Annotated in this window: 23 protein-coding genes and 1 other RNA gene; 8 read left to right on the top strand and 16 right to left on the bottom strand. The window is 50.7% G+C overall.

The genetic code is table 11. From position 1 onward, the window contains the following. Window positions 1–22 precede the first annotated feature (22 nt). From IE054_RS17810 to IE054_RS01125, 4 genes are all read right to left on the bottom strand, one after another. The gene (locus tag IE054_RS17810) at window positions 23–1036 is read right to left on the bottom strand and encodes a sulfotransferase (protein WP_229804960.1); all 1014 of its coding nucleotides are present in this window, start codon (window positions 1034–1036) and stop codon (window positions 23–25) included. 10 nt (window positions 1037–1046) lie between these two features. Then, a complete protein-coding gene (locus tag IE054_RS01135; protein ID WP_189403251.1) occupies window positions 1047–1961 on the bottom strand; it encodes a class I SAM-dependent methyltransferase in 915 nt (304 codons plus the stop codon). 66 nt (window positions 1962–2027) lie between these two features. After that, a complete protein-coding gene (locus IE054_RS01130; protein ID WP_189403250.1) occupies window positions 2028–4688 on the bottom strand; it encodes a TonB-dependent receptor in 2661 nt (886 codons plus the stop codon). 311 nt (window positions 4689–4999) lie between these two features. After that, a complete protein-coding gene (locus IE054_RS01125; RefSeq protein ID WP_189403249.1) occupies window positions 5000–6115 on the bottom strand; it encodes a tryptophan 2,3-dioxygenase family protein in 1116 nt (371 codons plus the stop codon). A gap of 101 nt (window positions 6116–6216) precedes the next feature. On the opposite strand from IE054_RS01125, the gene IE054_RS01120 reads away from it, so the two are divergent. Next, window positions 6217–6501 carry a late competence development ComFB family protein gene (locus IE054_RS01120; RefSeq protein ID WP_189403248.1) on the top strand — a complete coding sequence of 95 codons (285 nt, stop codon included), beginning with the start codon at window positions 6217–6219 and terminating at the stop codon, window positions 6499–6501. 11 nt (window positions 6502–6512) lie between these two features. Here the strand turns inward: IE054_RS01120 and ffs are convergent. Both ffs and IE054_RS01110 read right to left on the bottom strand, forming a co-directional pair. Next, window positions 6513–6609, bottom strand: an RNA gene (ffs, locus tag IE054_RS01115) — signal recognition particle sRNA small type. Window positions 6610–6694: 85 nt separating this feature from the next. Continuing rightward, window positions 6695–7753, bottom strand: a complete 1059-nt coding sequence (locus tag IE054_RS01110; protein ID WP_189403247.1) for a Glu/Leu/Phe/Val dehydrogenase dimerization domain-containing protein — start codon at window positions 7751–7753, stop codon at window positions 6695–6697. Between the two features lie 187 nt (window positions 7754–7940). On the opposite strand from IE054_RS01110, the gene IE054_RS01105 reads away from it, so the two are divergent. Beyond that, window positions 7941–8408 (top strand): Lrp/AsnC family transcriptional regulator, encoded by a 468-nt coding sequence (locus IE054_RS01105; RefSeq protein ID WP_189403246.1) that lies wholly within the window; start codon window positions 7941–7943, stop codon window positions 8406–8408. A gap of 130 nt (window positions 8409–8538) precedes the next feature. Here IE054_RS01105 and maiA read toward each other — a convergent pair whose 3' ends face one another. The 7 genes from maiA to pspA all read right to left on the bottom strand — a co-directional run bounded on the left by maiA (window position 8539) and on the right by pspA (window position 14658). Beyond that, on the bottom strand, window positions 8539–9195 hold the full coding sequence (maiA, locus tag IE054_RS01100) for a maleylacetoacetate isomerase (RefSeq protein ID WP_189403245.1): 657 nt from the start codon (window positions 9193–9195) through the stop codon (window positions 8539–8541). Window positions 9196–9222: 27 nt separating this feature from the next. Further along, entirely contained in the window at window positions 9223–10233 is a 1011-nt protein-coding gene (locus IE054_RS01095) for a fumarylacetoacetate hydrolase family protein (RefSeq protein ID WP_189403244.1), read from the bottom strand. Between the two features lie 223 nt (window positions 10234–10456). Then, a complete protein-coding gene (gene tyrR / locus IE054_RS01090) occupies window positions 10457–12013 on the bottom strand; it encodes a transcriptional regulator TyrR (RefSeq protein WP_189403243.1) in 1557 nt (518 codons plus the stop codon). Window positions 12014–12176: 163 nt separating this feature from the next. Beyond that, a complete protein-coding gene (gene phhA, locus IE054_RS01085) occupies window positions 12177–12974 on the bottom strand; it encodes a phenylalanine 4-monooxygenase (RefSeq protein ID WP_189403242.1) in 798 nt (265 codons plus the stop codon). 220 nt (window positions 12975–13194) lie between these two features. Then, window positions 13195–13650: an envelope stress response membrane protein PspC gene (pspC, locus tag IE054_RS01080; RefSeq protein ID WP_189403241.1), complete on the bottom strand. Its 456-nt coding sequence runs from the start codon at window positions 13648–13650 to the stop codon at window positions 13195–13197. Continuing rightward, window positions 13647–13886, bottom strand: a complete 240-nt coding sequence (pspB, locus tag IE054_RS01075; RefSeq protein WP_189403240.1) for an envelope stress response membrane protein PspB — start codon at window positions 13884–13886, stop codon at window positions 13647–13649. The genes pspC and pspB overlap by 4 nt, the downstream gene beginning before the upstream one ends. Before the next feature lie 79 nt (window positions 13887–13965). Then, window positions 13966–14658, bottom strand: a complete 693-nt coding sequence (gene pspA / locus IE054_RS01070) for a phage shock protein PspA (protein WP_189403768.1) — start codon at window positions 14656–14658, stop codon at window positions 13966–13968. Between the two features lie 199 nt (window positions 14659–14857). On the opposite strand from pspA, the gene pspF reads away from it, so the two are divergent. The 6 genes from pspF to IE054_RS01040 are packed head-to-tail and all read left to right on the top strand — an operon-like array spanning window position 14858 to window position 21289. Next, complete coding sequence (gene pspF / locus IE054_RS01065) at window positions 14858–15958, top strand: phage shock protein operon transcriptional activator (protein WP_189403239.1); 1101 nt, start codon at window positions 14858–14860, stop codon at window positions 15956–15958. Beyond that, window positions 15958–17583: an ABC transporter substrate-binding protein gene (locus tag IE054_RS01060; protein ID WP_189403238.1), complete on the top strand. Its 1626-nt coding sequence runs from the start codon at window positions 15958–15960 to the stop codon at window positions 17581–17583. Before pspF ends, IE054_RS01060 begins: the two co-directional genes overlap by 1 nt. Next, window positions 17580–18611, top strand: coding sequence for an ABC transporter permease (locus tag IE054_RS01055; RefSeq protein WP_189403237.1), 1032 nt, complete (start codon window positions 17580–17582; stop codon window positions 18609–18611). Before IE054_RS01060 ends, IE054_RS01055 begins: the two co-directional genes overlap by 4 nt. Further along, the gene (locus tag IE054_RS01050; protein WP_189403236.1) at window positions 18598–19491 is read left to right on the top strand and encodes an ABC transporter permease subunit; all 894 of its coding nucleotides are present in this window, start codon (window positions 18598–18600) and stop codon (window positions 19489–19491) included. The genes IE054_RS01055 and IE054_RS01050 overlap by 14 nt, the downstream gene beginning before the upstream one ends. After that, window positions 19491–20486, top strand: a complete 996-nt coding sequence (locus tag IE054_RS01045; protein ID WP_189403235.1) for an oligopeptide/dipeptide ABC transporter ATP-binding protein — start codon at window positions 19491–19493, stop codon at window positions 20484–20486. Before IE054_RS01050 ends, IE054_RS01045 begins: the two co-directional genes overlap by 1 nt. Further along, window positions 20483–21289, top strand: a complete 807-nt coding sequence (locus IE054_RS01040) for an ATP-binding cassette domain-containing protein (RefSeq protein WP_189403234.1) — start codon at window positions 20483–20485, stop codon at window positions 21287–21289. Before IE054_RS01045 ends, IE054_RS01040 begins: the two co-directional genes overlap by 4 nt. Before the next feature lie 78 nt (window positions 21290–21367). Here IE054_RS01040 and IE054_RS01035 read toward each other — a convergent pair whose 3' ends face one another. From IE054_RS01035 to IE054_RS01025, 3 genes are read right to left on the bottom strand one after another with little or no spacing between them, the layout of a single operon-like run. Next, window positions 21368–22498: a sodium ion-translocating decarboxylase subunit beta gene (locus IE054_RS01035; protein ID WP_189403233.1), complete on the bottom strand. Its 1131-nt coding sequence runs from the start codon at window positions 22496–22498 to the stop codon at window positions 21368–21370. Between the two features lie 3 nt (window positions 22499–22501). Further along, complete coding sequence (gene oadA, locus IE054_RS01030; protein WP_189403232.1) at window positions 22502–24292, bottom strand: sodium-extruding oxaloacetate decarboxylase subunit alpha; 1791 nt, start codon at window positions 24290–24292, stop codon at window positions 22502–22504. A gap of 2 nt (window positions 24293–24294) precedes the next feature. Next, window positions 24295–24582: an OadG family protein gene (locus tag IE054_RS01025; RefSeq protein WP_189403231.1), complete on the bottom strand. Its 288-nt coding sequence runs from the start codon at window positions 24580–24582 to the stop codon at window positions 24295–24297. Between the last annotated feature and the right edge of the window lie 509 nt (window positions 24583–25091).

Here is a 25091-nt window from a genome sequence, read left to right as displayed (position 1 = left end):
GCACGTTATCTTCGCATCTTCCTTAACTAAGCTTACCATGACACTGTTTGTAACGTCGTCCCGAACCACATGGGCAGGGTGCGTTTCGGCTAGCTGGCGCCGTTATCACACTGGTGTCAGACGCTGCTTGTGCGTGATTTTGAGCCACCTCATCCAGTTCATGATGCAGATCGACAGACTGATGATGGTGTGAGGCCAAATACGCATTGATACTGGGAAGCGCAGTATCAAGTAATGCGCGACTGCGCTGTATCGCTGCCGCATGCCGGTACCATTTTGTCTTACTTGGCGCCAATAGTGTGTAACGGGAAAGCGGCAGCTCGGCTGACCCAATCAGACTCGGTTGCGGTGATAATTCCGCGAACGCTAAAATTCTGTCGATAACGGCCTGAGGCGAGCGAAGAAAATCGTCATGAAAGACCGGCAGTACCTGGCTGCTGTCAATGCCTTTAAAGGCATCGGTCGCAAGACGGTTGGTCTGAGCCCACTGAAATGCTGCTACATCGCTTAGCGGCCGATTGCGCATGGTTTGCCAGTCAGGCGGCAGCAGCAATGACCAGCTACCATCCCAGCCCGGCAGGTCTGGGTAGGTAACGAAGCGCCCCGAATGCCAGGCATCAATAATACTCGCGGTATTAGCAACCGGCTCCCTTATCAGATAGATGAATTTTGCATCTGGATACAGCGCATGCAAAAACGTAACCCGCAGCGCATTTTTCGGGGTTTTTTCAAGAAACCGTACCGGTGCGTTAGCCGTGACTGGGTTCCCCTTGCAATCAGATGCGTGGTCCAGAAAACGTGCAGTGAGTGTCTGCCTGACTGTCGGTGTTGCATCGTCAGCACCCAGTGCATTAGAGGCAAATCCTCGCTTCACTGTACTCAGTTCAGGAATGTGTTCAATTATGGCGTGGCTTTCACTACGCATGGAAACAAGCTGAGGGTGCCGGGTGAGCGTTTCATAAAGCAGGGTGCTCCCTGAGCGAGGTGCAGCAATAATAAAAACCGGGCGGTCGAGCGGATTCTTCAATCGGTTCATGGTAAGTCTGCTATTGCTTTGTTGCCTGAATTTCGCAGCCAATAAGCTGGTTATTTTCTTTTACGTCAGTGAACCGGATATTTTCGAAATGCAACGCCTCAAGTTTCGTTTGCGTCTGTTTTTTATCCTCAGCAGAGTATGCTGCGTTTACCAGTTGCATCAGGCGTTGCTGGTGCCCTTTCATTTCTTTTTCAAACGCTCGTAAAGCCGCTTTTTTGTCGCTCTTAGCATGTGAGGAGGACAAAACCGTTTTTAGCAGGATTGAAAAATTGGTGTCTAACACAGCTTGCTGGCCGTGCGTTTTTACCATCTGTTCAGTTAGCTGATTAAGGTGTCGCCTTGCCTGTTCAGAGGATGAAGACTGCTTGCCGTACTTGTCCAGTGCATTGCTTAACTTACGCAGCGCATCTATGGCGCTAGCTGGTCCGAGTAACGCCTCCACTGCCGCAAGTGTACGGGCATTACGCTTTATAATCATAGAATTATTGTCATGGACAACGACTCTGATTTTTCCACCTGGCCTTAAGATCCGGGCGACCTCAATAAAAGATTGTTCAGTGTCACTGTATTCAATGCCAAATTGAGAGACAACCGCATCCACACTGCCACTTTCCAGGCCAGTATGCTCTGCTGGACAGTTTTCAAGAAACCGTACATTTGGCTTGTCCAGCGCGTCAGGCACGCTGAGTGTCGCGGTATCTACACCTGTGAATGTGACATTATCCATTTGCTGATGGCGTAACGCGAGTTCGAACAGTGCGCCATTGCCACAACCAATATCGACAATGGATGCGGTCTTATTTTTATATTCCGCAAAAAAGTTACGCCAGTGTTGTGCCAGGTCACCATCATAGTTCTGACCTGGTGCATCAGCGAATGAGTGCAGCTTCCCCTGCTGCCAGTATGTAGACCAGTAGTTATTCATTTTTTTACCACAAATAAAAAAGGCCGATTTTCATCGGCCTTTTGTTTTACGTTAAAACCGCTTCAATTAGAAGCTGATTTCGTAGTTCACACGGTATGTGCGACCAAAGTTGTTGTACAGATCCTGGTCGTCCCAAGCGCCGTTAGACGTCAGTACCGGATCTTCGTCAGTTACGTTTTCTGCAGTCAGACGAACGCGGCCATAATCACCCATGTCATAAGAGTAGGTAACGTTATGGATTAACCAGCTGTCCAGCTTACCAGTTTGTTCAAACGGCACCCCAGCGATTGGGTCGCCATCTGCGTCAAGTGGTGCAGATTCGTTTTCTGTAGTGCTGTCAGTGTAGGTTGCGTTCCACGAAATCTGGTGATCGTCCAGAGACCATGCCAGCGTTGCCACTGACTTGAATTCTGGCTGACCAGACCAACCCGCAGTATCCTGAATGATGCCACCAACTTCAGTATCGTACGACAGCACGAAGCTGTTGATGTTGTTGAAGCGGAAGTCACCAAACTCGGTAGACAGGTTCGCGTTAATGTGGAAGTCGATACCTTCAACAGTGAAACCTGTGCCGTTGAAGTAAGATGTACCTGCTTCAATCAGACCACCAGAGGCTGCACGCTTGATGTAGAAAACATCTGTTGGCGTTGCACTTGGAGAGATAGCAGTGATAAGACCAGCCTGCTCTTCAGACAGCAACGTTTGCAGTGATTTTTCCTGAATTACGTCTTTGATATCAAGTTCGAAGTAGTCCAGTTTCAGACCCAGGTTGTCGTTAACATCCCAAGCCACACCCAGGTTGATGTAGTCAGACGTTTCCGGACCAAGGTTAGGGTTTGGCGCGAAATACGTATCGTACTGACGAGACGTTGTCGCACCTGACGCGTAATCGATCGCTGGCTCGGCAGAGAAGGTCAGCGCCGCGTTCAGCAGGTCAAGACCTGGTGCACGGAACGACTCAGAGTATGACGCACGAACAATCACGTCTTCTGTTGCTTCCCAACGAAGAGAAACGGCTGGTGATGTTTCGTTACCGAAGTCAGAGTAATCATCGAAACGCGCTTTAACGTTCAGTTCTACTGTGTCCATTACTGGCAGAACAGATTCGAAGAACGCAGCCGTTACGTCACGCTCACCTGAAGAGGTGTTACCTGCAGAACCACCTACCAGACCAGCTTCTGACTGACCGTCATACTCATCCAGGTAAGTTTGTTCGAAGTACTCAACACCCACATAGTGAGATGCAAGACCACCTGGCAGATCGAACATGTCAAAGCCCATACCTGCGTAGTAGTGGTTAAACGTCGCTTGTGAGTTTTGCAGTGTCGTTACTTTAGTATTTGCAATACCAGCATCGCTTCGTAGCGGAATATCGTTAGCTACGTTGTAAGCCAGACCGCCGTAAGACAGGTAGTATTTACCTACAGACTTGTTATCAGCCTTGTTGTAGTGGTAGTACACTTCCCACGTTGCGTTGTTCCAGTCCAGAGAACCGCGCAGACCTGCAGTGTAATCCTGGTTGTAGTCGTCTACGTTACCGTCACGGGTACCAACGTCCGCCCAACGAACCAGAATCTGTGGAGACGTTTCGTCATACGGGTTGTAAACGTCTCCCAGAACACCTTCAGGTTCAACACCGAAAATTGGTGCTGCTGGTGGTGCATAACGACCGAATGAAGAGTTCTGTACAACCATTGCCTGGCCCCAGAATTCAATATCATCAGTCAGTTCATAATCTGCGGATACATACAGCGTGTTACGGTCGATAGATGCCGTGTTGTATGACGTATTCGCATAAGCGAACATACAGTAGGTAGAACCTTCACTCCAGTCGTCATCTGCCGCAGTTTCCTGGAAGATATCACTTCCGAACTCTGACTCAAGATCAGAACATACAGGTGATGCAGTCGCCAGCGAGAAATCGCTGTTAAAGGCAGTCGCACCGTACCAAGACCAACCAATTGTTTCTGTGTAAGCCTGGATAACACCGTCACCATTCAGATCGTTACGCTGCGCTGCAGTGTAATGACGATCAGCGTCAGCAATGCCTTCACGCTCCTGATGGTCATAAGCAAAGGTGATGTTACCTTTGTCGTTTGACAGACCGCCAAGGATAGAGAATTCGGTGTTAGTTGTGCCGCTATCACGGTCACGGCTACCCGCACCAATGTTGAATGTCAGACCTTCGAAGTCTTCTTTCAGAATAACGTTAACAACACCCGCCATGGCGTCAGAACCGTAGATCGCAGATGCACCCTCGGTTTGAATATCGATACGCTCAACAGCTGCCATTGGGATAGCGTTAAGGTTAGCAGATGCACCACCCAGTGTTGGAGAACCTGGGAAACGACGACCGTTAAGTAGTACCAGTGTACGACGAGAACCGGCACCACGCAGGTTGATGGTAGCCTGTGACTGGGCTGAACTACCTGAACGCTCTGAGAATGAACCGAAAGAGTTCAGTGAGCTTGAACGCAGCGCATCGGCTACAGTGTAGTCACCTTCCAGTTCGATATCTTGTGCTGTAATAGAAACAACAGGAGCCGCACCTTCCAGGTCAGTACGCTTGATGCGTGAACCCGTTACGGAAATCTTTTCGATTGCTTCACCTTCGTCGGCGGTGTTTTCCTGTGCGAAAGCTGCGTTAGGTGCAACCATGGCTGCTGATGCAGCACCGAAGGCACAAGCCAGCTTAACTGACTTCGCCAGTTTAGAGTTTGTAAACATGTATTGTCTCCCTGGACCACTAAAACTCTTAGTGTGTGTTTTTTTTAAATCGCTTTGAACGACTTATTATTAATAAGGTCTGAACCTCGGGATTGATAATAACCACATCCTTAGCGAGGGGTCAACTGTGATCCGACGAGCGTATTTCAAAAGTTCAATTTTTTTTCATCGAAATTACGCATTTCTGTAAAATTTAACTTACAGATAACGTTAAATACGCAAACACTTTACAAAAGTGAATGTCAGATGGCTGATTTTAAAGAAAATTTTATTTTTACTTAGTTTTCTGCTCAGTATTTCAGCAACCAGAATTATTTGGCGCTGTCGTTCGCCGTTGATTCGCTCAGATAGAAGCCGAGGTACCGGGAAACACTCGCTGGCAGTGGCGGCAACATATCTTTAGGCAGCAGAAAGGTAGCCATGTTGAAAAAATCACTGAAAATTCGGTTCGACTCGGTGGTTTTCTTAAGGTAGTGATGGCCGGATGATCCGCCAGTACCTATTTTGGTGCCAAGCATGCGCTGCACCATCATCGCATGACGATACCGCCAGATGGTCAGCTTCTCGTCAATTTCCGTCAGTGCGGTAATCAGCTGAAACGGCAGATTGAATATGGGCGCTTCTGAATACTGTTTAATAAACAGTGCTGACAACATGGCTTTATGACTGAGCCTGAATTTGTCCTCTTTACGCAGAGACGCGTACTGCGAGGAATCAAACAGTGCATCAAAGTTCTCTCTGGTTGACTGCCAGTCATTTAATTCCTGGCGCTTTTCCTTATCGCTCAGCGTGTCATTGTTTTCGATAGTGTCTTTGTCATTATTCAGCAGCGTATCCGTGGCCTGCTTATAATGCTGCCAGAAATCAAAATCGGCTGTTTTAAGCAAAGGTAACCTCGCCAGCCAGCGATCAACCAGTTCAAACAGGCTCGGTTTGGCCTCCAGCCCTTCGAGCAAAGCCCGGTCCTCGTCCGTCAGGCGGCTGTAGAAGCTCTGCTTATCAAAATCAATGCGGTACTCGCGTTTTAAGCCCAGTGAGATTTCCAGTCGCTTAAACTGGATACTCTGAAACCCTGACGCTGGCACCAGATAATCCCGAAAGGCGAGAAACTGCTGGGGTGTCATGGTTTCCATCACACTTATCTGATCATTCATCAGTTGCTGGATCTGGATAATACGGTTAAGCCGGTGTACGACGCCGATAAGATCAGTATCGCTCAGCCGTTCCGGGGTAAATGTATCAATTACCGCATTAAGCTCATGCAACACCTGCTTAAACCATAACTCGTAAACCTGATGCACAATAATAAACAGCATCTCATCATGTGCCGGCTCACCATACTTTTTACTCTCCAGCGACTGAGCGCCCAGAATTTTATCCAGTTGCAGATAGTCACCGTAATAACAAGGTTCAATATTCTTTTTCATACTCTGCCCGTCTTTTCTTTTTGCCCGCAGTCTACCATGCTTAACAGGTGTCGGTGCACCCGACCCTCTGCCTCTTACCTGTAAACAATAGGAAACGCTGAATGAAGCTTGATAATGACATCCATAATTACTATGAACACCTGGTCACCGAGCGTATTACTGAGCTGGGGCTGGATAAAAGTAAGTCTGATGATTACCTGGCTGACTTATGTTGTCTGGCGCTGAATCAGGTTCCGCCACGCTATATTCGTTTTGAGGTGGATATGGCGTTTTACCTGCCGTTAAGCGAACGTAAGCAAATGGAAATGAATGTAGAGCACGCCGTCGATAAAGCGCTTCGGTATCTGGATCAGGCGAAGAATAAGACGCCGACAGCGTCTGCGTGAGAAGGGTGGCGGGCCCCCAGCCACATCCCGGCACATGAGTCGTTTGCTGCGGCTGCTCCCTTCCAGGCCTGACCGGGTTCACAAAGTATCATTGCGGGAGGACCAGGGGTCCACCATTGAAACTTGCATGGGCAGTGAAAGCGTGTTCACTGCCCCGATGCGCGGCGCATTATGACGACTTGGCCGCTAACTTTCAACCTTTAGACTGGAATCGTTCTTCGGCAATGATATTAGCAACCCGGTTGGTGGGTGCCTGCTCATCATCGGCGCGGCTGTAGATTTCTTTTAGTGTGACGCCAATTTGTTCAATATGGGCACGCATTTTCTCGTCAGATGACTCTGGCATACGCTGATGGAAAATATCGATAACCCCACCGGCATTGATGACATAATCAGGCGCATACAATATGCCCCGCTGACGCAGCAGATCGCCCATTTCTTCGCGTGCCAGCTGGTTGTTCGCCGCACCGGCAATCACCTTAGCTTTAATGGTCGGCAGCGTTTCATCGTTGATTGAGGCGCCCAGTGCACAAGGTGCAATAACATCCACATCCAGGTTATAGATTTCTTCTGGTGCAACCGCTGTTGCCCCCAGTTCTTCGACCGCCTTATTCACACCTTCCGGGAAAATATCGGTCACGTATAACCTGGCCCCAGCCTGCTTAAGATGTTGCGCAAGACGATAGCCAACGTGACCCATTCCCTGAATAGCGACACTGATACCATCCAGCCCCTGACCTAATGCCTGCTCTACCGTTGCCCTAAGCCCGACGAATACGCCATAGGCTGTTGACGGGGCCGGATTGCCATCAGGCACTTCCCCGGCAACGTGATATTTCGCATTCACGCCGGCAATGTAGTCAGACTGTTTCGCCATGGTTTGCAGATCAGTCACCGCAATGCCCGAGTCTTCTGCAGTAAAATACGAGCCATTAAAAGAGTCAACGAAACGCCCCATGGCCGTCATCATCTCAGTGGTTTTGGCTTTGCGAGGATCGCCGATAATTACAGATTTACCACCACCAAGCTCAAGATTAGCCATCGCCGACTTGTAGGTCATCCCTTTCGACAGCCTGAGTACATCTGTCAGCGCCTCTGCACTGTTGATATATGGCCACATCCGGCAACCGCCAAGTGCGGGCCCTAAATTTGTATTGTGCACGGCAATAATTGCGCTCAGGCCTGCTTTCTCATCATGGTAGAACGACACATGTTCGTGGTTATCAAATTCCGGGTGATCAAATACCGACATAAGGACTCATGGTTGATGAATTTGCCCGTAGTGTAACGCATTTGTGGGAGGACAGGCCTTGCAAACTTTTGTTAACGGAATTAACAAAGTGGATGAAAAATAAAGTGATCAGATTGAAGCTAGGATGTGTATCCTAGGATCCTTTTTAATATATAATGCCCATCATCATTTTTCCGGAATATTGTGTATGAAGCTGGACAAATTTGACCGTGAAATTTTGCGCGTCTTACAGCAGGACGCGACCGTTTCCATGGCAGATCTCAGTCAGCAGGTTGGCCTTTCCCATACGCCTTGCTGGCGTCGGGTAAAGCGCATGGAAGCCGACGGCATAATACTAAAAAAAGTCACCCTGCTAAACAGTAAAAAACTCAACCTGGGCGTGTCTGTATTTATTTATGTAACACTGAAAAATCACGACGGCGACTCGCTGACTGATTTTGAGAATGCCGTGCAGTCGATAGATGAGATTGTTGAGTGCCACACGACCAGTGGTGAAAAAGATTACCTGCTGAAAGTAATTGTGGAAAGTATTGAAGAATACGAATACCTGCTTAAGCATCGACTCACCCATCTGCCGTTAGTCGATCATTTGAGTTCGACCTTTGCGCTCAAACAAGTGAAGAACACCACCGCACTGCCCATCAAGAGCCAGTAATCTATGGGGGAAGACTGCCTTCCCCCTTAAGCAAGTTCTTACCAAGGGATAAGCCACTGCTTGCGAAACCTGCCTTGCGACTACGCACTTCAGGACTCGCTGAGTGATGATAGATTTATTCGCATCTTCCTTAACTTACAGCATCAATTTGGTTTTGCGGGTGCGCTTTCTGAAACGCCTCAAGCTGTTCACAATTTTCAGTGATTTTGGCAATCAGCGGGTACTTGCTGATATCGACGCCGAAGCGAATTGCATTGTACACCTGAGGCACCAGACAGACATCTGCCATGGTGACATCAAAATCAAAACAATATTTACCGGCCTGCGTCTGCAGCCGTGTTTCTATGCCACCGAGTCCCGTCTCTATCCAGTGCGCGGTCCAGCGATTAATAGCGTCCTGATCGGCACTAAACGTTTCCCGCAACTGGTTCAGCACACGCAGGTTTCCAAGTGGCTGGATATCGCACGCAATATCCTGCGACAATCCCCGCACCCGGGCCCGTTCCAGCGCATGCGCAGGCAGTAGCGGGCTGCCAGTAGTAAAGCGCTCATCCAGATACTCAATGATACTCAGCGACTGATTGAGAATAATGTCTGCATCGTCATCAACCAGGCACGGCACCAGCTCTGAGGGGTTTATCCGCTTGTATGCACTGGCGTGCTGCGCACCGCCATTTTCCAGCAGATGAACAGGCACATACTCGTAATCAATTTGCTTTAAGTTCAGCGCAATTCTTACCCGGTAGGTAGAAGTAGAACGCCAGTACCCATACAGTTTAATGCTCATAGCCAAAACTCACCTGTTGTGAGCCACTTAGTTCAGTGGCTTTACCTGCTGGTCAATGGTGCCAAAGATGCTGTGGCCGTCATGGTCCAGCATTTCAATTTTGATGCGATCACCAAATTGCATAAAGGGGGTAGACGGCTTGCCGTCACGAATAGTTTCAATCATGCGCACTTCCGCAATGCAGGAGTATCCGCGCCCCCCTTCCTCGATTGCAGAGCCATGCTCTGTCCCCTGTTTATTCGACACTGTACCTGAGCCGACGACTGCGCCTGCCCCCAGATTCCGGGACTTAGCAGCATGCGCCACCAACTGACCAAAATTAAAGGTCATATCCTCGCCTGCTTCCGGCTCACCAAACAGGGCCCCGTTGTACGTAGAGCGCAGCGGAAAGTGGACCTTGTTGTCCTGCCATGCATCGCCCAGTTCATCCGGCGTCACGGCCACAGGCGAGAAACTTGACGCGGGTTTCGACTGAAAGAAACCGAAGCTTTTAGCGAGTTCACCGGGGATAAGCCCGCGCAATGACACATCATTTACCAGCATCAACAGGCGAATACGCTCGCCAGCCTGCTCCGGTGTGCACCCCATAGGCACATCGTCCGTGACCACAGCCACTTCGCCCTCAAAGTCAATTCCCCAGTCATCACTGGGTAAAATAATGTCATCCCAGGGCCCGATGAAATCATCAGAGCCGCCCTGATACATCAGCGGATCGTTCCAGAAGCTCTCCGGCATCTCAGCGCCACGGGCTTTACGTACCAGTTCAACATGGTTGACATACGCACTGCCGTCTGCCCACTGATAGGCGCGGGGAAGTGGCGACTCACAACGTGACTGATCAAACGCTTCACTTTTTACATCATCATTATTTAATGCCTGGTAGCGTCGCTCCATGTGCGGCGCCAGTGTCTGCCAGTTATCCAGCAGTTGCTGCAGCGTTGCCGCAATATCCCCCACATCACAGGTGCGGCTTAAATCTCTGGAAACCAGCATAAGCTGGCCGTCGCGTGTGTCATTTTTGTACGTCGCAAATTTCATTGAGCCCGATTCCTTACCATTGCAATTCTGATGTACATACTAGACACCATTAATGCAGCGCTGAAAAGTCATCGTGTGTCAGGCAAAACTGTGCATGTAAGCCGAGTTGTACAGCGATTCGGAAAGGAAAGCAGCGGAGGGCTCAGCGGATAAGCCCTGCAGCGCTGTAACGAATTATTCACATCTGTCGGGAAAGGAGCTATGCCCCTGTCTGATGCTTCGTTTATAGTTTTACCGTGGCCTTGTTAATCCCATACTCTCTGAGCTTATTGGCAATGGCGGTATGGCTTAGTCCCAGTTTTTTGGCAAGCTGGCGGGTACTGGGATAAGACGGATACAGGCGACGAAGCAGATCTTTTTCGAACTTTTTCACCTCTTCATCCAGCGTACCTTCAAAGTTTTCATCGATGTAGGTGACGCTGGGCGCACAACTGGGCAACTGAATATCCTCTTTGGTCAGCTCGTTGCCATCAAGCAATGAAAGAGCCCGGTACAGCGCATTCTGCAATTGCCGTACATTGCCCGGCCATGGGTACTGAAGCAGAAAGTCGACACATGACTTGCTCAGTTTTGCAGGCCGCCGCCCAAGCTTGGCACTATGCTGCTGAATAAAGCTTTCTGCCAGCGACACGATATCCTGACGGCGCTCTTTCAGCGACGGCATGATAAGACTCAGTACATTCAGACGGTAATACAATTCTTTGCGAAACCGCCCTTCTTCTACCAGTTGACCAAGGTCGCGACAGGTCGTACAGATAAAACGTACATCCACAGGCACAGGGTCCCGTTCACCGACCCGTCGGAACTCACCGTCTTCCAGTACCCTTAACAGTTTGGCCTGCAGCTGCGACGACATGTCTGCCACCTCATCAAGCAGCAATGTCCCGCCTTTTGCCTGCTCCAGCAGTCCCGGACGTGCCTCCTGCTGATTGTAGGTATCCGGACCGTAACCAAATAACTCTGTTTCAGCGACACTGTCAGGCAACGAGGCACAGTTAAGGGCAAGAAAAGCTGCCGACTGGCGACGGCTGGCATTGTGACAGGCCCGGGCAATCATCTCTTTGCCGGTCCCGGTTTCGCCAAAAATAACAATTGGCGCATCCAGATCCGCAACCTGTTTGGCTTCTTTTACCGTTCTAGCCATGGCGGATGACACGGTAACAAAATGATCGAAACTGTCCGTTTGCGGCTGATGGAAAGCACTGAATTGCTGCCCCAGGCGCATTTCAGACTTTAGCATGACCACAGCGCCGGCCATGATCACATTATTTTCTTCGTCAGCTACGGTAATAGGCAACATATCCGCCAGATAATCCTGCTGGATAAACTTAACCTTTGACGACTGTGGCTGCACGTCGTCATTTTCCATCCACCGATGAAAATTAAACCCTTTGACCAGTTCACTGATATCACTTCCGCCTATCTCGGCATAGGCCATTTCCAGGCCGCTGGTGACCGCTTCATTGCACATCAGTATCTGTCCCCGTGTATCGATTGAAAACACCGGGTCTGGCAGGGTCCGTAATATCGCAAGCAACTGTTTTTTCTCGCGCTCTCCGGGCATAAACAGCGTTGTTTTAACGTCATCAATACCCTGAATACGACGGATTTTTGGCATCAGGTGCTGAAAGTCGGCAAATTCAATATTGGGGAAATTAAGAAAAATTTTACCCGTTGGGTCTATCTCAATTCCACGTAAGTCAATCTCATGAGCAACAAGGATATCCAATACATCCTGAGTGATCCCAAGACGATCCTGACAACTGATTTCTAAACGCATAACGACTTCACTTGTAAACTAATATTTACAGGATATCACACTTTATGCAGGGTGTAATAAAAATGTGACAACTGCGTAACGTGTGCGCCGTCACGACAAATAACAAGTGATGAAGATTAGGGAAGCGCTCCCGGCGACAGTGCGCCGGGTGGTGGCAAGATGCTTAGCCGGCTTTTTTCTCTTTAGGCGGAAACAGCGGCTCAAACAGCCCCAGTTTTTTGGCTTCCTGAACCATCGCCATGATATCCATTTCTGCCAGCGAGAACAGATCATCAAACTGTTCAAGAATGTAGTAAAGCGGCTGCATTATATCGATACGGTACGGTGTGCGCAGCGCCGCCATAGGGTCCAGCGGCTTGCGCTGAGGCTTATCGCTGTCCAGTGAATACACCGTCTCGCCGGGTGAAGACAGAATGCCTCCCCCGTAAATTTTCAACTCGTCGTTGCATTTGACCAGACCAAACTCCACCGTAAACCAGTACAGACGTGCAAGGTATACACGGTCTTCTTTGCTCGCTTCCAGCCCCAGCTTGCCGTACGTATGCGTAAAGTGCGCAAACGCAGGGTTAGACAGCAGCGGACAGTGCCCGAACACCTCGTGGAAGATGTCGGGCTCTTCAAGATAATCAAATTCTTCACGGGTACGGATAAACGTAGCAACCGGAAACTGCTTGTTTGCCAGCAGCCGGAAAAACTCTGAAAACGGGATCAACGCCGGCACTTCGGCTGTCTGCCAGCCAGTCGCGGCTTTCAGCTCACGATTGATGTCCGGAAGCTGTGGGATCCGATCTTCGCTCAGTCCTACTCTGTCCAGCCCTTCAAGGAACTGCGGGCACGCCCTGGATTTCACCAGGGGAATTTGACGGGCATAGAGCTCTGACCATATCTGGTTCTCCTCATCGCTCCAGTGGATGATGCCATTTTCGTCAGATTCTCTCGACTTATACTGCGTAGACTTCATTACGTCTGACCTGTTTATTGTTAACCTTGCTATCAGTCTAATGATATTTACCCTCGACTAAAGAGATGGGCCATAACGAGACGTTGAAACTGACGTAACAATAAATTTACAAGGCGGCGTAATTGACCCTGCACAACAGACAAAAAAAGCAGGCTCCTAATGGAAAGCCTGCTTTATATTTGGGACCTTTTTACTTTTTACTTTTTACTTTTTACTTTTTTTAGAGACGGCTGATTTCGCGATTGAGCTGAAACTCTTTCGAGGTGACATACGTCTCCATCTTCCGTAACCGTGTCTCTGCGGCATCGAAACGACTGGAAATATCATGCAGTGCCTGTTTAGGCGGCTCGCCGGCCTGCCAAACTTTGGTTTTCACCTCAACCTTTGATGCGCTGCGTGAACCAGACTCGCTTGGTGCATTTCGCCAGCCTTTCCCTGATAAATCGATGGGCGCAGAGGCAACACTGGTATCATAATCCGGTGGCTGCTTGTCCAGGATAAACCACGCCGCCACATAAGCGACAATCATGAACGGCCCCGCCAACAGAAAGAAGCCCGTGACCACCAGGATCCTCACTAACCAGGTTTCCAGTCCGAAGTAGTTAGCGATACCGGCACATACACCGGCGATCCGTGCGTGTTCGCTATCCCGATATAAAGACCGCTGCTTCTTCATGCGCGATTCCTCCATTCTGGCGCTTCACTGTCGAGAATCGATTCCAGGGTTTCGATGCGATCAGACATTTTCTCCGCTTTCGCTGCTAACTCCTTCAAAGAGCGGTAATCTTCCGGGCTTAACCCCTGGCTGACCTGCTTTTTACTGCGGTAGTGCAGAATCAGCCAGATAGGCGCCACAAATATCATGAAAATGACAAAGGGCATTATGAGTAGTGCTAAAATTCCCTCTTCCATAACCATACCTCCACGTTAGTTCGCTGCTATCCCCGCCCGGCAACAACGGGCGGGACGCAATACAGTGCTTATAGCCGTTTTATGACTTTTTCTTAGACTTTGCGGTGGTTTTTTGCCCACCTTTCACTTTGGCTTTAAGCGCAGCTAACTCTTCGTCAACTTTGTCATCGGACTCAAGTTCAGCAAACTCGTCATTCAGCGTTTTCTTACCTAAGTCGTAGGCGTCTACCTGCGACTCGAGGTCATCAATTTTACGCTCGTACTGCTCAAAGCGCCCCATCGCATCATCTACTTTACTGCTATCCAGCGTACGCTTGACTTCGAGACGCGAGCTGGCCGTTTTCTGACGCATGATAATCGCTTTCTGACGACTCTTCGCATCTGCCAGTTTCTCCTGAAGCTGCGAAATCTCATCTTGCAACTTCGAAATCTGTTCTTCGACTGCGCTAAGCTCAGTATTTAATGCCTCAGCTGCTTCCGCGCATTTTTTGCGCTCCTGAAGGGCTGCGCGGGCAAGATCTTCGCGCTCTTTACTTAAGGCCAGTTCGGCTTTCGCTTCCCAGTCCTGCGCATCTGTTTCATATTTAGCAATCTGGGCCACAATTTCTTTTTTGTTGGCCAGCGTTTTCGCCGATGCCGAGCGTACCTCTACCAGCGTATCTTCCATCTCCTGGATGATGAGGCGCACCATTTTTTCCGGATCTTCAGCTTTATCCAGTAAAGCATTTATATTTGAATTCACAATATCAGTGAAACGCGAGAAGATACCCATAATCATTACCTCTAACTCGTGTTGAAATTATGCCAACTGGCATTCCTGGTGAAGTACCATTCAAATTACTTGCCAACTCACACGAATTTATAAAACCCTGTTTATAAAGACTTTTGCGAATTATAAATAGTAGTCGAATATGACTGCATTTTACTCTACACTACATATTGGTCGAAATGACTAACATTTGAGGGATTTAATGAGCAGATATCGCCAACAGGATAATTTGCTGGGCCAGGCCAACAGTTTCCTGGAAGTTCTTGAGCAGATTTCGCAGATTGCACCGCTGGATAAACCGGTGCTGGTGATTGGCGAACGCGGGACGGGTAAAGAGTTAATCGCAGCGCGATTACATTACCTGTCTAGACGCTGGGATCAAAACTACGTCAAACTCAATTGTGCCGCCCTCAATGAAAACCTGCTGGAAAGTGAACTGTTCGGCTACGAATCAGGGGCATTTACCGGTGCAGCAAAACGCAGGGAAGGACGCTTCGAAGTCGCGCACAGCGGAACCCTGTTTCTGGATGAACTGGCCAATACATCAGGCCTTATTCAGGAGAAGCTGCTGCGCGTGATTGAATATGGTGAGTTTGAGCGGGTTGGCGGTAACAAAACCCTTAAAGTGGATGTACGCCTGATTGCTGCTACCAATGAAGATCTTCCAACGCTGGCCGATGCCGGGGAATTTCGCGCCGATCTGTTGGATCGGCTGGCATTCGATGTCATTACGATCCCGCCATTACGGGAACGACGGGAAGATATTATGATGCTGGCCGAGCATTTTGCTATCAATATGGCCCGTGAGCTGGAAATGGAGCTGTTCAGCGGCTTTACTGAGAAAGCCAGGCGCATCCTGCTCGATTACGACTGGCCAGGCAACATCCGGGAGCTGAAAAACGTGGTTGAGCGCGCGGTATACCGGACCAATAACCCCCATTTGCCCGTTCACGATATTGTATTAAATCCTTTTGAATCAGCCTTTCGTCCCCGCACGCGTATTAAAACGCAGGATCGCACGGTGGCTGCGACACCAGAGCCGATATCTGTCGAGTCTCAGGAGCAAGTTGCTGCCGAGCCGGCCGTGGTGACAGCCCCTACAGCAGCGGCACTGACCTATCCTATCGATCTAAAAGAACGCTCTCAGGAGTACGAAATTGAAATGATTCGGCAGGCGCTGGAAGACAGTCAGTTTAATCAGAAAAAGACGGCCGAAAAATTGAGTCTTACCTACCATCAGCTGCGGGGTTACCTTAAAAAGTATAATTTGCTCGATTCTTCAGCGGAATCGGCGGAAGCCTGATGATACCGCGCAGCCAGCTTACGTTCCCACTTTTCTTCATCACAGCGCTGTGCCTGCTTAGCGGCTGTACCCAGTCTGCTGATGATGCGTTTTATCAGAGCGGTGTCATTTACTGTTCTGAAAGCAACCCGGTATATTTCAACCCACAACTGGATACGTCGAGCACCACAACCGACGCCACATCGCATCAGTTATATGACAGGTTGCTGGACTTCGAACCAGACAGCGGCCGTATTGTGCCCAGCCTGGCAAGCAGCTGGATGATATCCGATGACGGCCTGACGTATACGTTCCAGTTGCGCAAAGACGTCTCGTTTCATTCCACCAGCTATTTCACGCCGACACGAAACTTTAATGCTGACGATATTATTTTCAGCATTAATCGCTGGCGCCTGCCGTCTCATCCGTATCACCCGGTTTCCGGCGGTCGTTACCCTTATTTTGAAAGCCTCGGTTTAGCGGATAACATCGCGTCCGTCGAACGCATCAACGGGTACCGGGTAGAAATTACGCTGCGCCAGCGTGACAGTTCATTTCTCGCCAACCTGGCCACTGACTTTTCGGTTATTCTGTCTAAAGAGTATGCCGATCAGTTGCTGAAGCAGGGTATCCCGGCCCGTCTCGATCAATTCCCAATTGGCACTGGCCCGTTCAGGTTTGTCGGACATCGAAAAGATCACTATATCCGTTATCACCGCCACCCTGACTACTGGCAGAACAAACACAGTGCCGAGCAACTGATTTTTGATATTACACCGCGCAGTTCATTACGTCTGGCAAAGCTCATTACCGGGGAATGCGATGCGACAGCCTTCCCTGCCCAAACCGAGCTTAATGTGATTCGCAACCGTGAAAACCTGATGCTGGCAGAAAAGCCGGGACTGAATATCGGCTTCTGGGCATTCAATACCCAGCGCCCGCCTTTTGATAATCCAGATGTGCGCCGGGCACTGGCATTTGCCATCGATAAAAACACGTTGCTGGAGGCCGTATATTTTGGCAGTGCCACTCGCGCCAAGACACTGCTGCCTGCGGCAAGCTGGGCCTACCAGGATGATGCTGACGATACCGCCTATAACCCGGTATTAGCCAGAAAACTACTGGATGATGCCGGTATTGAACCGGGCTTCTCGATGACGATATGGGCGATGCCTGTCGAACGGGCATACAACCCAAATGCCACGAAAATGGCAGAGCTGATCCAGCGTTACCTGGCCGATGTCGGGATCCGTGCAACCATTGTCAGTTATGACTGGAGTACCTTCCGGCGTCACCTGCGCGACGGCCTGCACGACTCTGTGCTGATTGGCTGGTCGGCTGACAACGGCGACCCTGATAACTTTTATCGCCCGCTGTTAAGCTGCAGCGCCATCCCTTCAGGGACCAACCGCGCAATGTGGTGCAATGAAGACTACGAGCAACTGATCAACCAAGCGCTGCAAACCGATGAAATCGAAAAACGTCGCGCTATCTACCGGCAGGCCAACCGGCTGCTCTACGAGAAATTACCGCTGGTTCCTATCGCCCACGCCTATCGGTATCAGGCCTATCGCGAAGTCCTTTCTGGTATGGCGATAAATCCCTATGGCGGTGTCAGATTTAGCGGGGTGAAAAAAGCGCAGTGATTCGTATTTTAGTCCGTTACAGTGTACTTTTTGTGCTCACTCTGCTGGTACTTACCGCGCTGTCGTTTGTGCTTGCCTACCTGTTCCCTGGTGATGTGCTGGTTAACCTGTCCGGGATTACCCCGGAAAACGAGGTGCAGCGCGACGCGCTGGTCAGGCAATACCGTCTGGACCAGTCTTACCTGATTCAGTTCTGGCACTACCTCCAACAATTAATGAACGGCAACTGGGGCTACAGCTTCACGTCGGGACTGCCGCTACGCGAGGAAGTAGGACTGGCGTTGCCTGCGACAATAGAAATAAGTACCTATGCCATGCTGATGGCGCTGTTTATTGGACTTCCGGTAGGCTACTACGCCGGTATACGCAGTTATTCGTTAAGTGACCGGACGATAAACTCGGTCAGCCTGATAAGCTATTCCGTTCCCGTTTTCTGGCTGGCGCTGGTGCTTATTTTGTTTTTTAGTCTCGAGCTTGGTGTCGCCCCGCTATCCGGGCGTATCAGCCTGATGTTCGACATTCCGTCCGTCACTGGTTTTATCCTGATCGATATTTTATTGAGTGAACATATCGATCATGGGCTGGCTTTACGGGACGCGCTTCACCATCTGCTGCTGCCAACCCTGGCGATTGGCACAATTACCACCGCAGCGATGATCCGTATTACCCGACGTTCGGTGATCGATGTTCTGCAAAAACCCTATATTGCGGCCGCACGGGCGCGGGGCCTGTCGCGACCACAGATTTTTGTTCGCCATGTGATGCGTAACGCGTCATTACCTATACTGCCGTTAATGGCCATTCAGATAACCACACTTATCACCAATGCCATGATTGTTGAAACGCTGTTTTCCTGGCCAGGGATTGGTAACTGGCTGATCCAGGCCATTTATCAGCGGGATTACCCGGCACTGCGGATTGGTATGCTGGCCGTATCAACGCTGGTGATATCACTGACCATTCTGGTCGACATGTTCAACCGCATGCTCGACCCCGGCCGAGAGAGGTTCGAACGTGGCGCGATTTAGCCTCTACGACGAGGAATTCCACCCTTCCCCCTGGCAACAGACCTGGCAGGAGTTTCGTGCCAGTCACATTGCCCTTGTCGGTCTGTTTGTGCTGCTCATGTTTATTATTTTTTCAGTCTTTGCCCCCTGGCTGGTTCCCTATGATCCCCTGGAGCAGAATGTGGATGGCCTGCTCATCCCGCCAAGCTGGCAACTCAACGGCACTGTCAGTCATCTGTTCGGCACGGATGCACTGGGCCGGGATTTGTTTTCCCGCATTATTTACGGGTGTCGCGTGACCCTCGGAAGCAGTTTTATACTGGTCATTCTGGCCATGCTGGTTGGCGTCAGTATCGGCGCGATCGCCGGGATTATGTCCGGGGTTCGCTCAAGCATACTCAACCACCTGCTTGATGCGCTCATGGCAATCCCTACACTGCTTATCGCGATTATTATTGTGGCCATACTCGGTACCGGTCTAGTCAACAGCATGTGGGCCATCACGCTGGCGCTCATCCCGCAGTTTATTCACCATACCCGCACCTTCGTGCGCAACGAGATGAAAAAAGAATATGTACTGGCGTCACGACTCGACGGGGCAAGTAATTTTCAGCTGTTTTTTAACTCGATATTACCCAATATGATTGAATTGCTGGTCGTGCAGGGTACGCTGGCGTTGTCGATTGCCGTGCTGGATGTTTCGGCGCTGGGCTTTCTGAACCTGGGCGCACAGCCACCGCTGCCGGAGCTCGGCGCCATTCTTGCCGACGGACTGGATGTGGCCTACATCGCGCCCTGGAACGTGGCTCTGCCCGGCCTGACCATCTTTTTGATGGTGTTATCCATCAATGTTGTGGGTGATGGCTTGCGTTCCGCATTAAGAAAGAGGGTCAGTCACTAATGGCCATGCTTGATATCAAAAATCTGACACTGGAAATTAATACCGGCGACTCGGTGATTAAAGCGCTGGACAAAGTCAGCCTGTCGGTCAACAGTGGCGAAATTCGCGCGCTGGTAGGTGAATCCGGCTCAGGTAAAAGCCTGATTGTATCAGCCATTTCCGGCGTATTACCGCCACAATGGCGCATTACCGCTGATCGCATGAGCTGGAATGGTGACAACCTGCTGAGCATGTCGGTGTCTCAGCGACGCGAAGTAATGCGCAGAGACATCGCGGTTGTGTTTCAGAATCCGCTCGGTGCAATGGATCCGTCAGCGCCACTGGGCGCACAATTGGAAGAAAGTATTCCCAACGAGTTTATACGGGGTACCTGGTTCTGGCAACGCAGTCAGCAGCGCCGGAAAATCGCTATCAGCACCATGCATAAAGTGGGTATTAAGCAGCACAAACGCTATATCCATGCGTTTCCCCATCAGGTGTCGGCGGATATTGTACAAAAATTTATGATCGCCATGGCGCTGGTATCGCAACCCAAACTACTGATAGCCGATGACCCGACCCGGGGCATGGAGCCCACTACTAAAACGCAGGTACTGAAGCTGTTTACACGCTTAAATCAGACCCGCGCATTGTCTATCCTGTTCGTCAGCCATGATCTGCTGGCTATCGCCAGTATGTCGCATTCAATGACCGTACTGTATGCCGGACAGACCGTCGAATCGGGTAGAATGAAGCACCTTCGCAAGCGGCCGCTGCACCCCTATACCAAAGCGCTGCTGGACAGTGCGCCAAGCTTTCGTACCAATCTGCCGCCGAAATCCAGTCTGCCGACGCTGGATGGATCGATTCCGACACTGCAGCATATGCCCATCGGCTGTCGGTTAGGTCCCCGCTGTCCCCGGGCACAACGCGCCTGTGTATCGACGCCTGCAGTGCGACGTATCCATGATCATACTTACAGCTGCCATTTCCCCTTACATATGGAGAAGCTATGACAGACATCATGCAGGTGAAGGGGCTGACTTTTAAGAATGAAAAGAAAAAACACTGGTTTGCACAGCCTGAAATATTCCAGCTCGGCCCGATTGAACTGAATGTTAAGCGCGGTGAGACCATTGCCATTATTGGCGAGAACCGTTCGGGCAAATCGCTGCTGGCAAAACTGCTGGTTGGCGCTGTTGAAGCCAACAGTGGCGAGATTGTCCTGAATAATAACGTTTATGACGCCAGGTTTAATAAAAAGGCCAGCCGTAACAGCCGCACCTCTGATATCCGAATGATATTCCAGCACAGCAACGAGTCGATGAACCCCGCGCTTACCGTTGGCCGGATCCTGGACGAGCCGTTACGCCTCAATACTGGATCTGATGAAGCCACTCGCAAGGCCATAATCAGTGACAACCTGGTCAAAGTCGGGCTGCTCAGAGAGCACTATTATTTTTATCAGCATATGTTGTCTGACGGACAACAACAGCGTGTGGCGCTGGCCCGCTCTATTATGTTGCAACCTAAGGTGTTAGTGGCAGACGAACCTTTTGCCGCACTGGACCCCACTATTCGTTCGCAAACTGTGAACCTGATCCTGAAACTCCAGCAGGAAATGGGACTGGCGTTTGTGTTTATCAGCCATAATCTGGGGATTGTTCGTCATATTGCCGACAAGCTTATTGTGATGCAGGACGGCAATATCGTTGAGGCTGGCAAAACAGAAACGCTGTTTCGCTGGCCACAGCATGAGGTCACCAAAAAGCTGATCCTGGCGTACCAGTCGCTGGTGCCCCAGCAGACCCTGCGCTAGAAGAGGTGCGAATTTATCATCCGGACCAATCCCAGCGCTGGCTGGGCTGGAATACTGCCAGCGCAACGGCTGGCCTGCTTACCCCACCAGCGCCAGCAATACCCCGGCAGCTACTGCTGAGCCCAGCACGCCGGCCACATTCGGGCCCATGGCATGCATCAGCAAGAAGTTATGCGGGTTAGCCTGCAAGCCCACTTTGTTCACCACGCGGGCCGCCATTGGGACCGCTGAAACGCCTGCAGCGCCGATTAATGGGTTTATCTTACCGCCGGACAGGCGACTCATAAGTTTCGCCATCAGCAGGCCAGTCGCGGTACCTATGGCAAACGCCGCCGCCCCGAGTGCCAGGATCCCCAGCGTTTCGACAGTGAGAAACTTATCGGAGGACAGCTTCGAGCCCACAGACAGACCAAGAAAGATAGTAACGATATTAATCAGTTCATTCTGTGCGGTTTTACTTAAGCGCTCTACCACGCCACATTCCCGCATCAGGTTACCAAAGCAGAACATGCCGACCAGCGGGGTCGCCGAAGGCAGAAATAAAATCGTCAGTAAAAGCACGGCCAGCGGGAACAAAATTTTCTCGCGGGTCGACACCGGCCGCAGCTGCGCCATTTCAATTTTACGCTCTTCAGGTGTGGTCAGTGCTTTCATGATGGGCGGCTGGATAATGGGTACCAGCGCCATGTAAGAATAGGCCGCAACCGCAATGGCGCCAAGTAGCTCGGGAGCCAGTTTAGAGGCCAGGAAAATGGCGGTAGGCCCGTCGGCCCCGCCGATAATAGCAATCGCGCTGGCATCCTGAAGTGAAAAATCAAACCCTGGAATAAGATTCAGTGCAATGGCACCAAACAGCGTAGCGAAGATACCAAACTGCGCAGCAGCACCAAGCAGCAGCATACGCGGGTTGGCAATCAGCGCGCCGAAGTCCGTCATCGCGCCCACCCCCATAAAGATCAACAGGGGAAACACACCGGTATCAATACCTACTTCATAGATAAAGTACAGCAACCCACCAGGCTCGCTGAAGCCGGCCAACGGAATGTTGGTCAGCAACGCACCAAACCCAATCGGGATAAGCAGTAACGGCTCAAATTTTTTCACAATGGCAAGATAAAGCAGCAGTAGCCCAACGGCCATCATTACCAGCTGACCGGGCTGAAAATGGGCCAGCGCCGTACTCTCCCAGAGAACACTTAGTTTATCCATGCCCTACCCCAGTGAAATCAGAGGCTGGCCACTGGTAACACTGTCGCCTTGCTTCACCAGAATCTCCGTGACTTCACCGTCATGGGCACTGCGGATCTCCGTTTCCATTTTCATGGCCTCCAGAATCATCACCACATCGCCATTGGCGACCTGCTGACCCTCTGTCACGTTGATCTTAAAGATATTCCCTGACATAGGAGCGTTAATCGCCTGGCCGCCCGTCGCTGTGGACTTTGTCTCTGCCGGCTGTTCAGCCTTAGCCGGCTTGCTATCGTCGGCCGCTTCTACCTTTTCTAACTGACCGGACGCAGCGACTTCAACTGAATACACTTTACCGTCAACCCGGACGTCATATTGCCCGGGCTCCCCGGCGTCGGGCTGCGCAGGTGCCTGCTGTTCCGACTCTTCCGATGGTGGCGCTTCAAACGCGTCCGGATTGTTGCGGTTTTCAAGGAATTTAAGGCCGATCTGCGGGAATAAAGCATAGGTAAGCACATCGTCAATTTTGTCGTCAGCCAGCGTGATAGATTTCTCGCCTGCTACCGAGTCCAGCTCTTTTTCAAGTTTTTCCATTTCCGGCTCAAGCTGATCAGCCGGCCGGCATGTCAGGGGCTCAGCGCCATCGAGGACACGTTGCTGCAGCTTTTCATCAACCGCCGCGGCCGTTGCGCCATATTCACCTTTCAGTACACCGGCGGTTTCTTTGGTAATGCTCTTGTAGCGCTCACCGGTAAGTACGTTAATGACCGATTGCGTACCGACAATCTGAGACGTAGGCGTAACCAGCGGAATATAACCAAGATCCTTACGCACCCGCGGGATCTCTTCCAGCACCTCGTCAAATTTATCCTGCGCGCCCTGCTCTTTGAGCTGGCTTTCCATATTGGTCAGCATGCCACCAGGCACCTGCGCGAGCAAAATCCGTGCATCAACGCCTTTCAGGCTACCCTCAAACTGACTGTATTTCTTACGAATGGCACGGAAATACCCGGCAATATCTTCAAGCTCGGGGAGCGAAATACCCGTATCCCGCTCTGTGCCCTCTACGATTGAGACAATGGTCTCGGTTGCCGTGTGGCCGTAGGTCATACTCATTGGCGAAATTGCCGTGTCGAGCATATCAATGCCGGCATCAATTGCCTTTTGATAGGTCGCGGTACTTAAGCCTGTTGTGGCATGGCATTGCATGGCGATGGGAATATCAATGGTCTCTTTAAGCCCTTTAATCAGCTGCTCACATTCATACGGTTTTAGTAACCCCGCCATGTCTTTGATACACAACGAATGACAACCCATGTCTTCAATTTTTCGTGCCATCTCCAGCCAGGTGTCGAGCGTGTGCACCGGCGATACCGTATAGGCCATGGTGCCCTGGGCGTGCGCCTCACACTCAATGGCCGCTTTAACTGCCGTTTCCAGATTTCTGACATCATTCATGGCATCGAAAATACGAAAAACGTCAACGCCATTGGTTGCCGCGCGCTCAACGAAACGCTGCACTACATCGTCGGCATAGTGGCGATATCCGAGCAAATTCTGACCACGGAGTAACATCTGCTGACGGGTATTAGGCATTGCGTCCTTCAACTGGCGAATACGCTCCCAGGGATCTTCACCAAGATAACGTATACAGGCGTCAAAGGTGGCGCCCCCCCAGGATTCTACAGACCAAAAACCTGCGTTATCCAGTTGCTGCGCAATGGGTAGCATATCTTCGATGCGCAGGCGTGTTGCGAGCAGAGACTGATGCGCGTCACGCAGCACAAGTTCAGTTAAAGCTAGGGGCTTGGTCATGGTCACTCCTTTGTGAGACGACGTTGACGGGATTTACGATGCGTTTGAACGGCCGCACTGATTGCAGCGATGATGCGGGGATCATGTTCGTTTTCATTGCGTTGCGGACGCGGCGCCGCAATGTCTGGCGTGTCGAGAGATTCCTGCTCTCCCGGAAAGCGCCGGCAGAACCGCGCAATAACGTCAATGCCACCGATAAGCAGTGTCAGAAAGGTAAAGACAAAGACCATACCCACTATCATCAGTGTGCCCGCTTCGGCCAGTAACGATGTTACTGCATTTGCATCCATGATCGATCCGGTTAAGTTGATTTTAAACAGAATAAGTATCACGCACCCCTTTAAAAAACAACCGGGATGGGTGGGCATCAGACTATTTATTCACAAAAAACTGCTTTTTATGCGCTTTTGATAGTCATTTGATTTTACAGCGAGCCTGACCATTGTGCGTTACAAAATACTACCGTCATACGGCGAAGGCCGGGACCTCCTGCTGCAACTCGCAGCGTTGCAATTACCAATGAGCCAGTTATTGCGATAGCGAGTGAAAAGGACGATTTCAAATCAGCCACGCTATTTGGGAGGTTGCGGCCTCCGCCGCAATGACGTGTTTCTTCGATGAGACTCAGGGCTGAGCTCTTCGAGGGGCTGGAAATCCGACACACGCTGCAAGCGAATAAAGGCCAGCATTTTAATGCTTAGGTGATGCAAGGGCGGTGTGACTGGCTGGCATTTCAGGCCCTCTGCCGCAGGGAAGCAGCAGCGGAGCCCCCAGGGACGGGTTTACGGCGTGCCTGTAA

Source organism: Alteromonas halophila (genome assembly GCF_014651815.1).
In the GTDB taxonomy this organism is placed as follows: Bacteria; Pseudomonadota; Gammaproteobacteria; order Enterobacterales; family Alteromonadaceae; genus Alteromonas; species Alteromonas halophila.
Note: the sequence above shows the minus strand (reverse complement) of the source record. Positions and strands in the feature narration are given on the sequence as shown.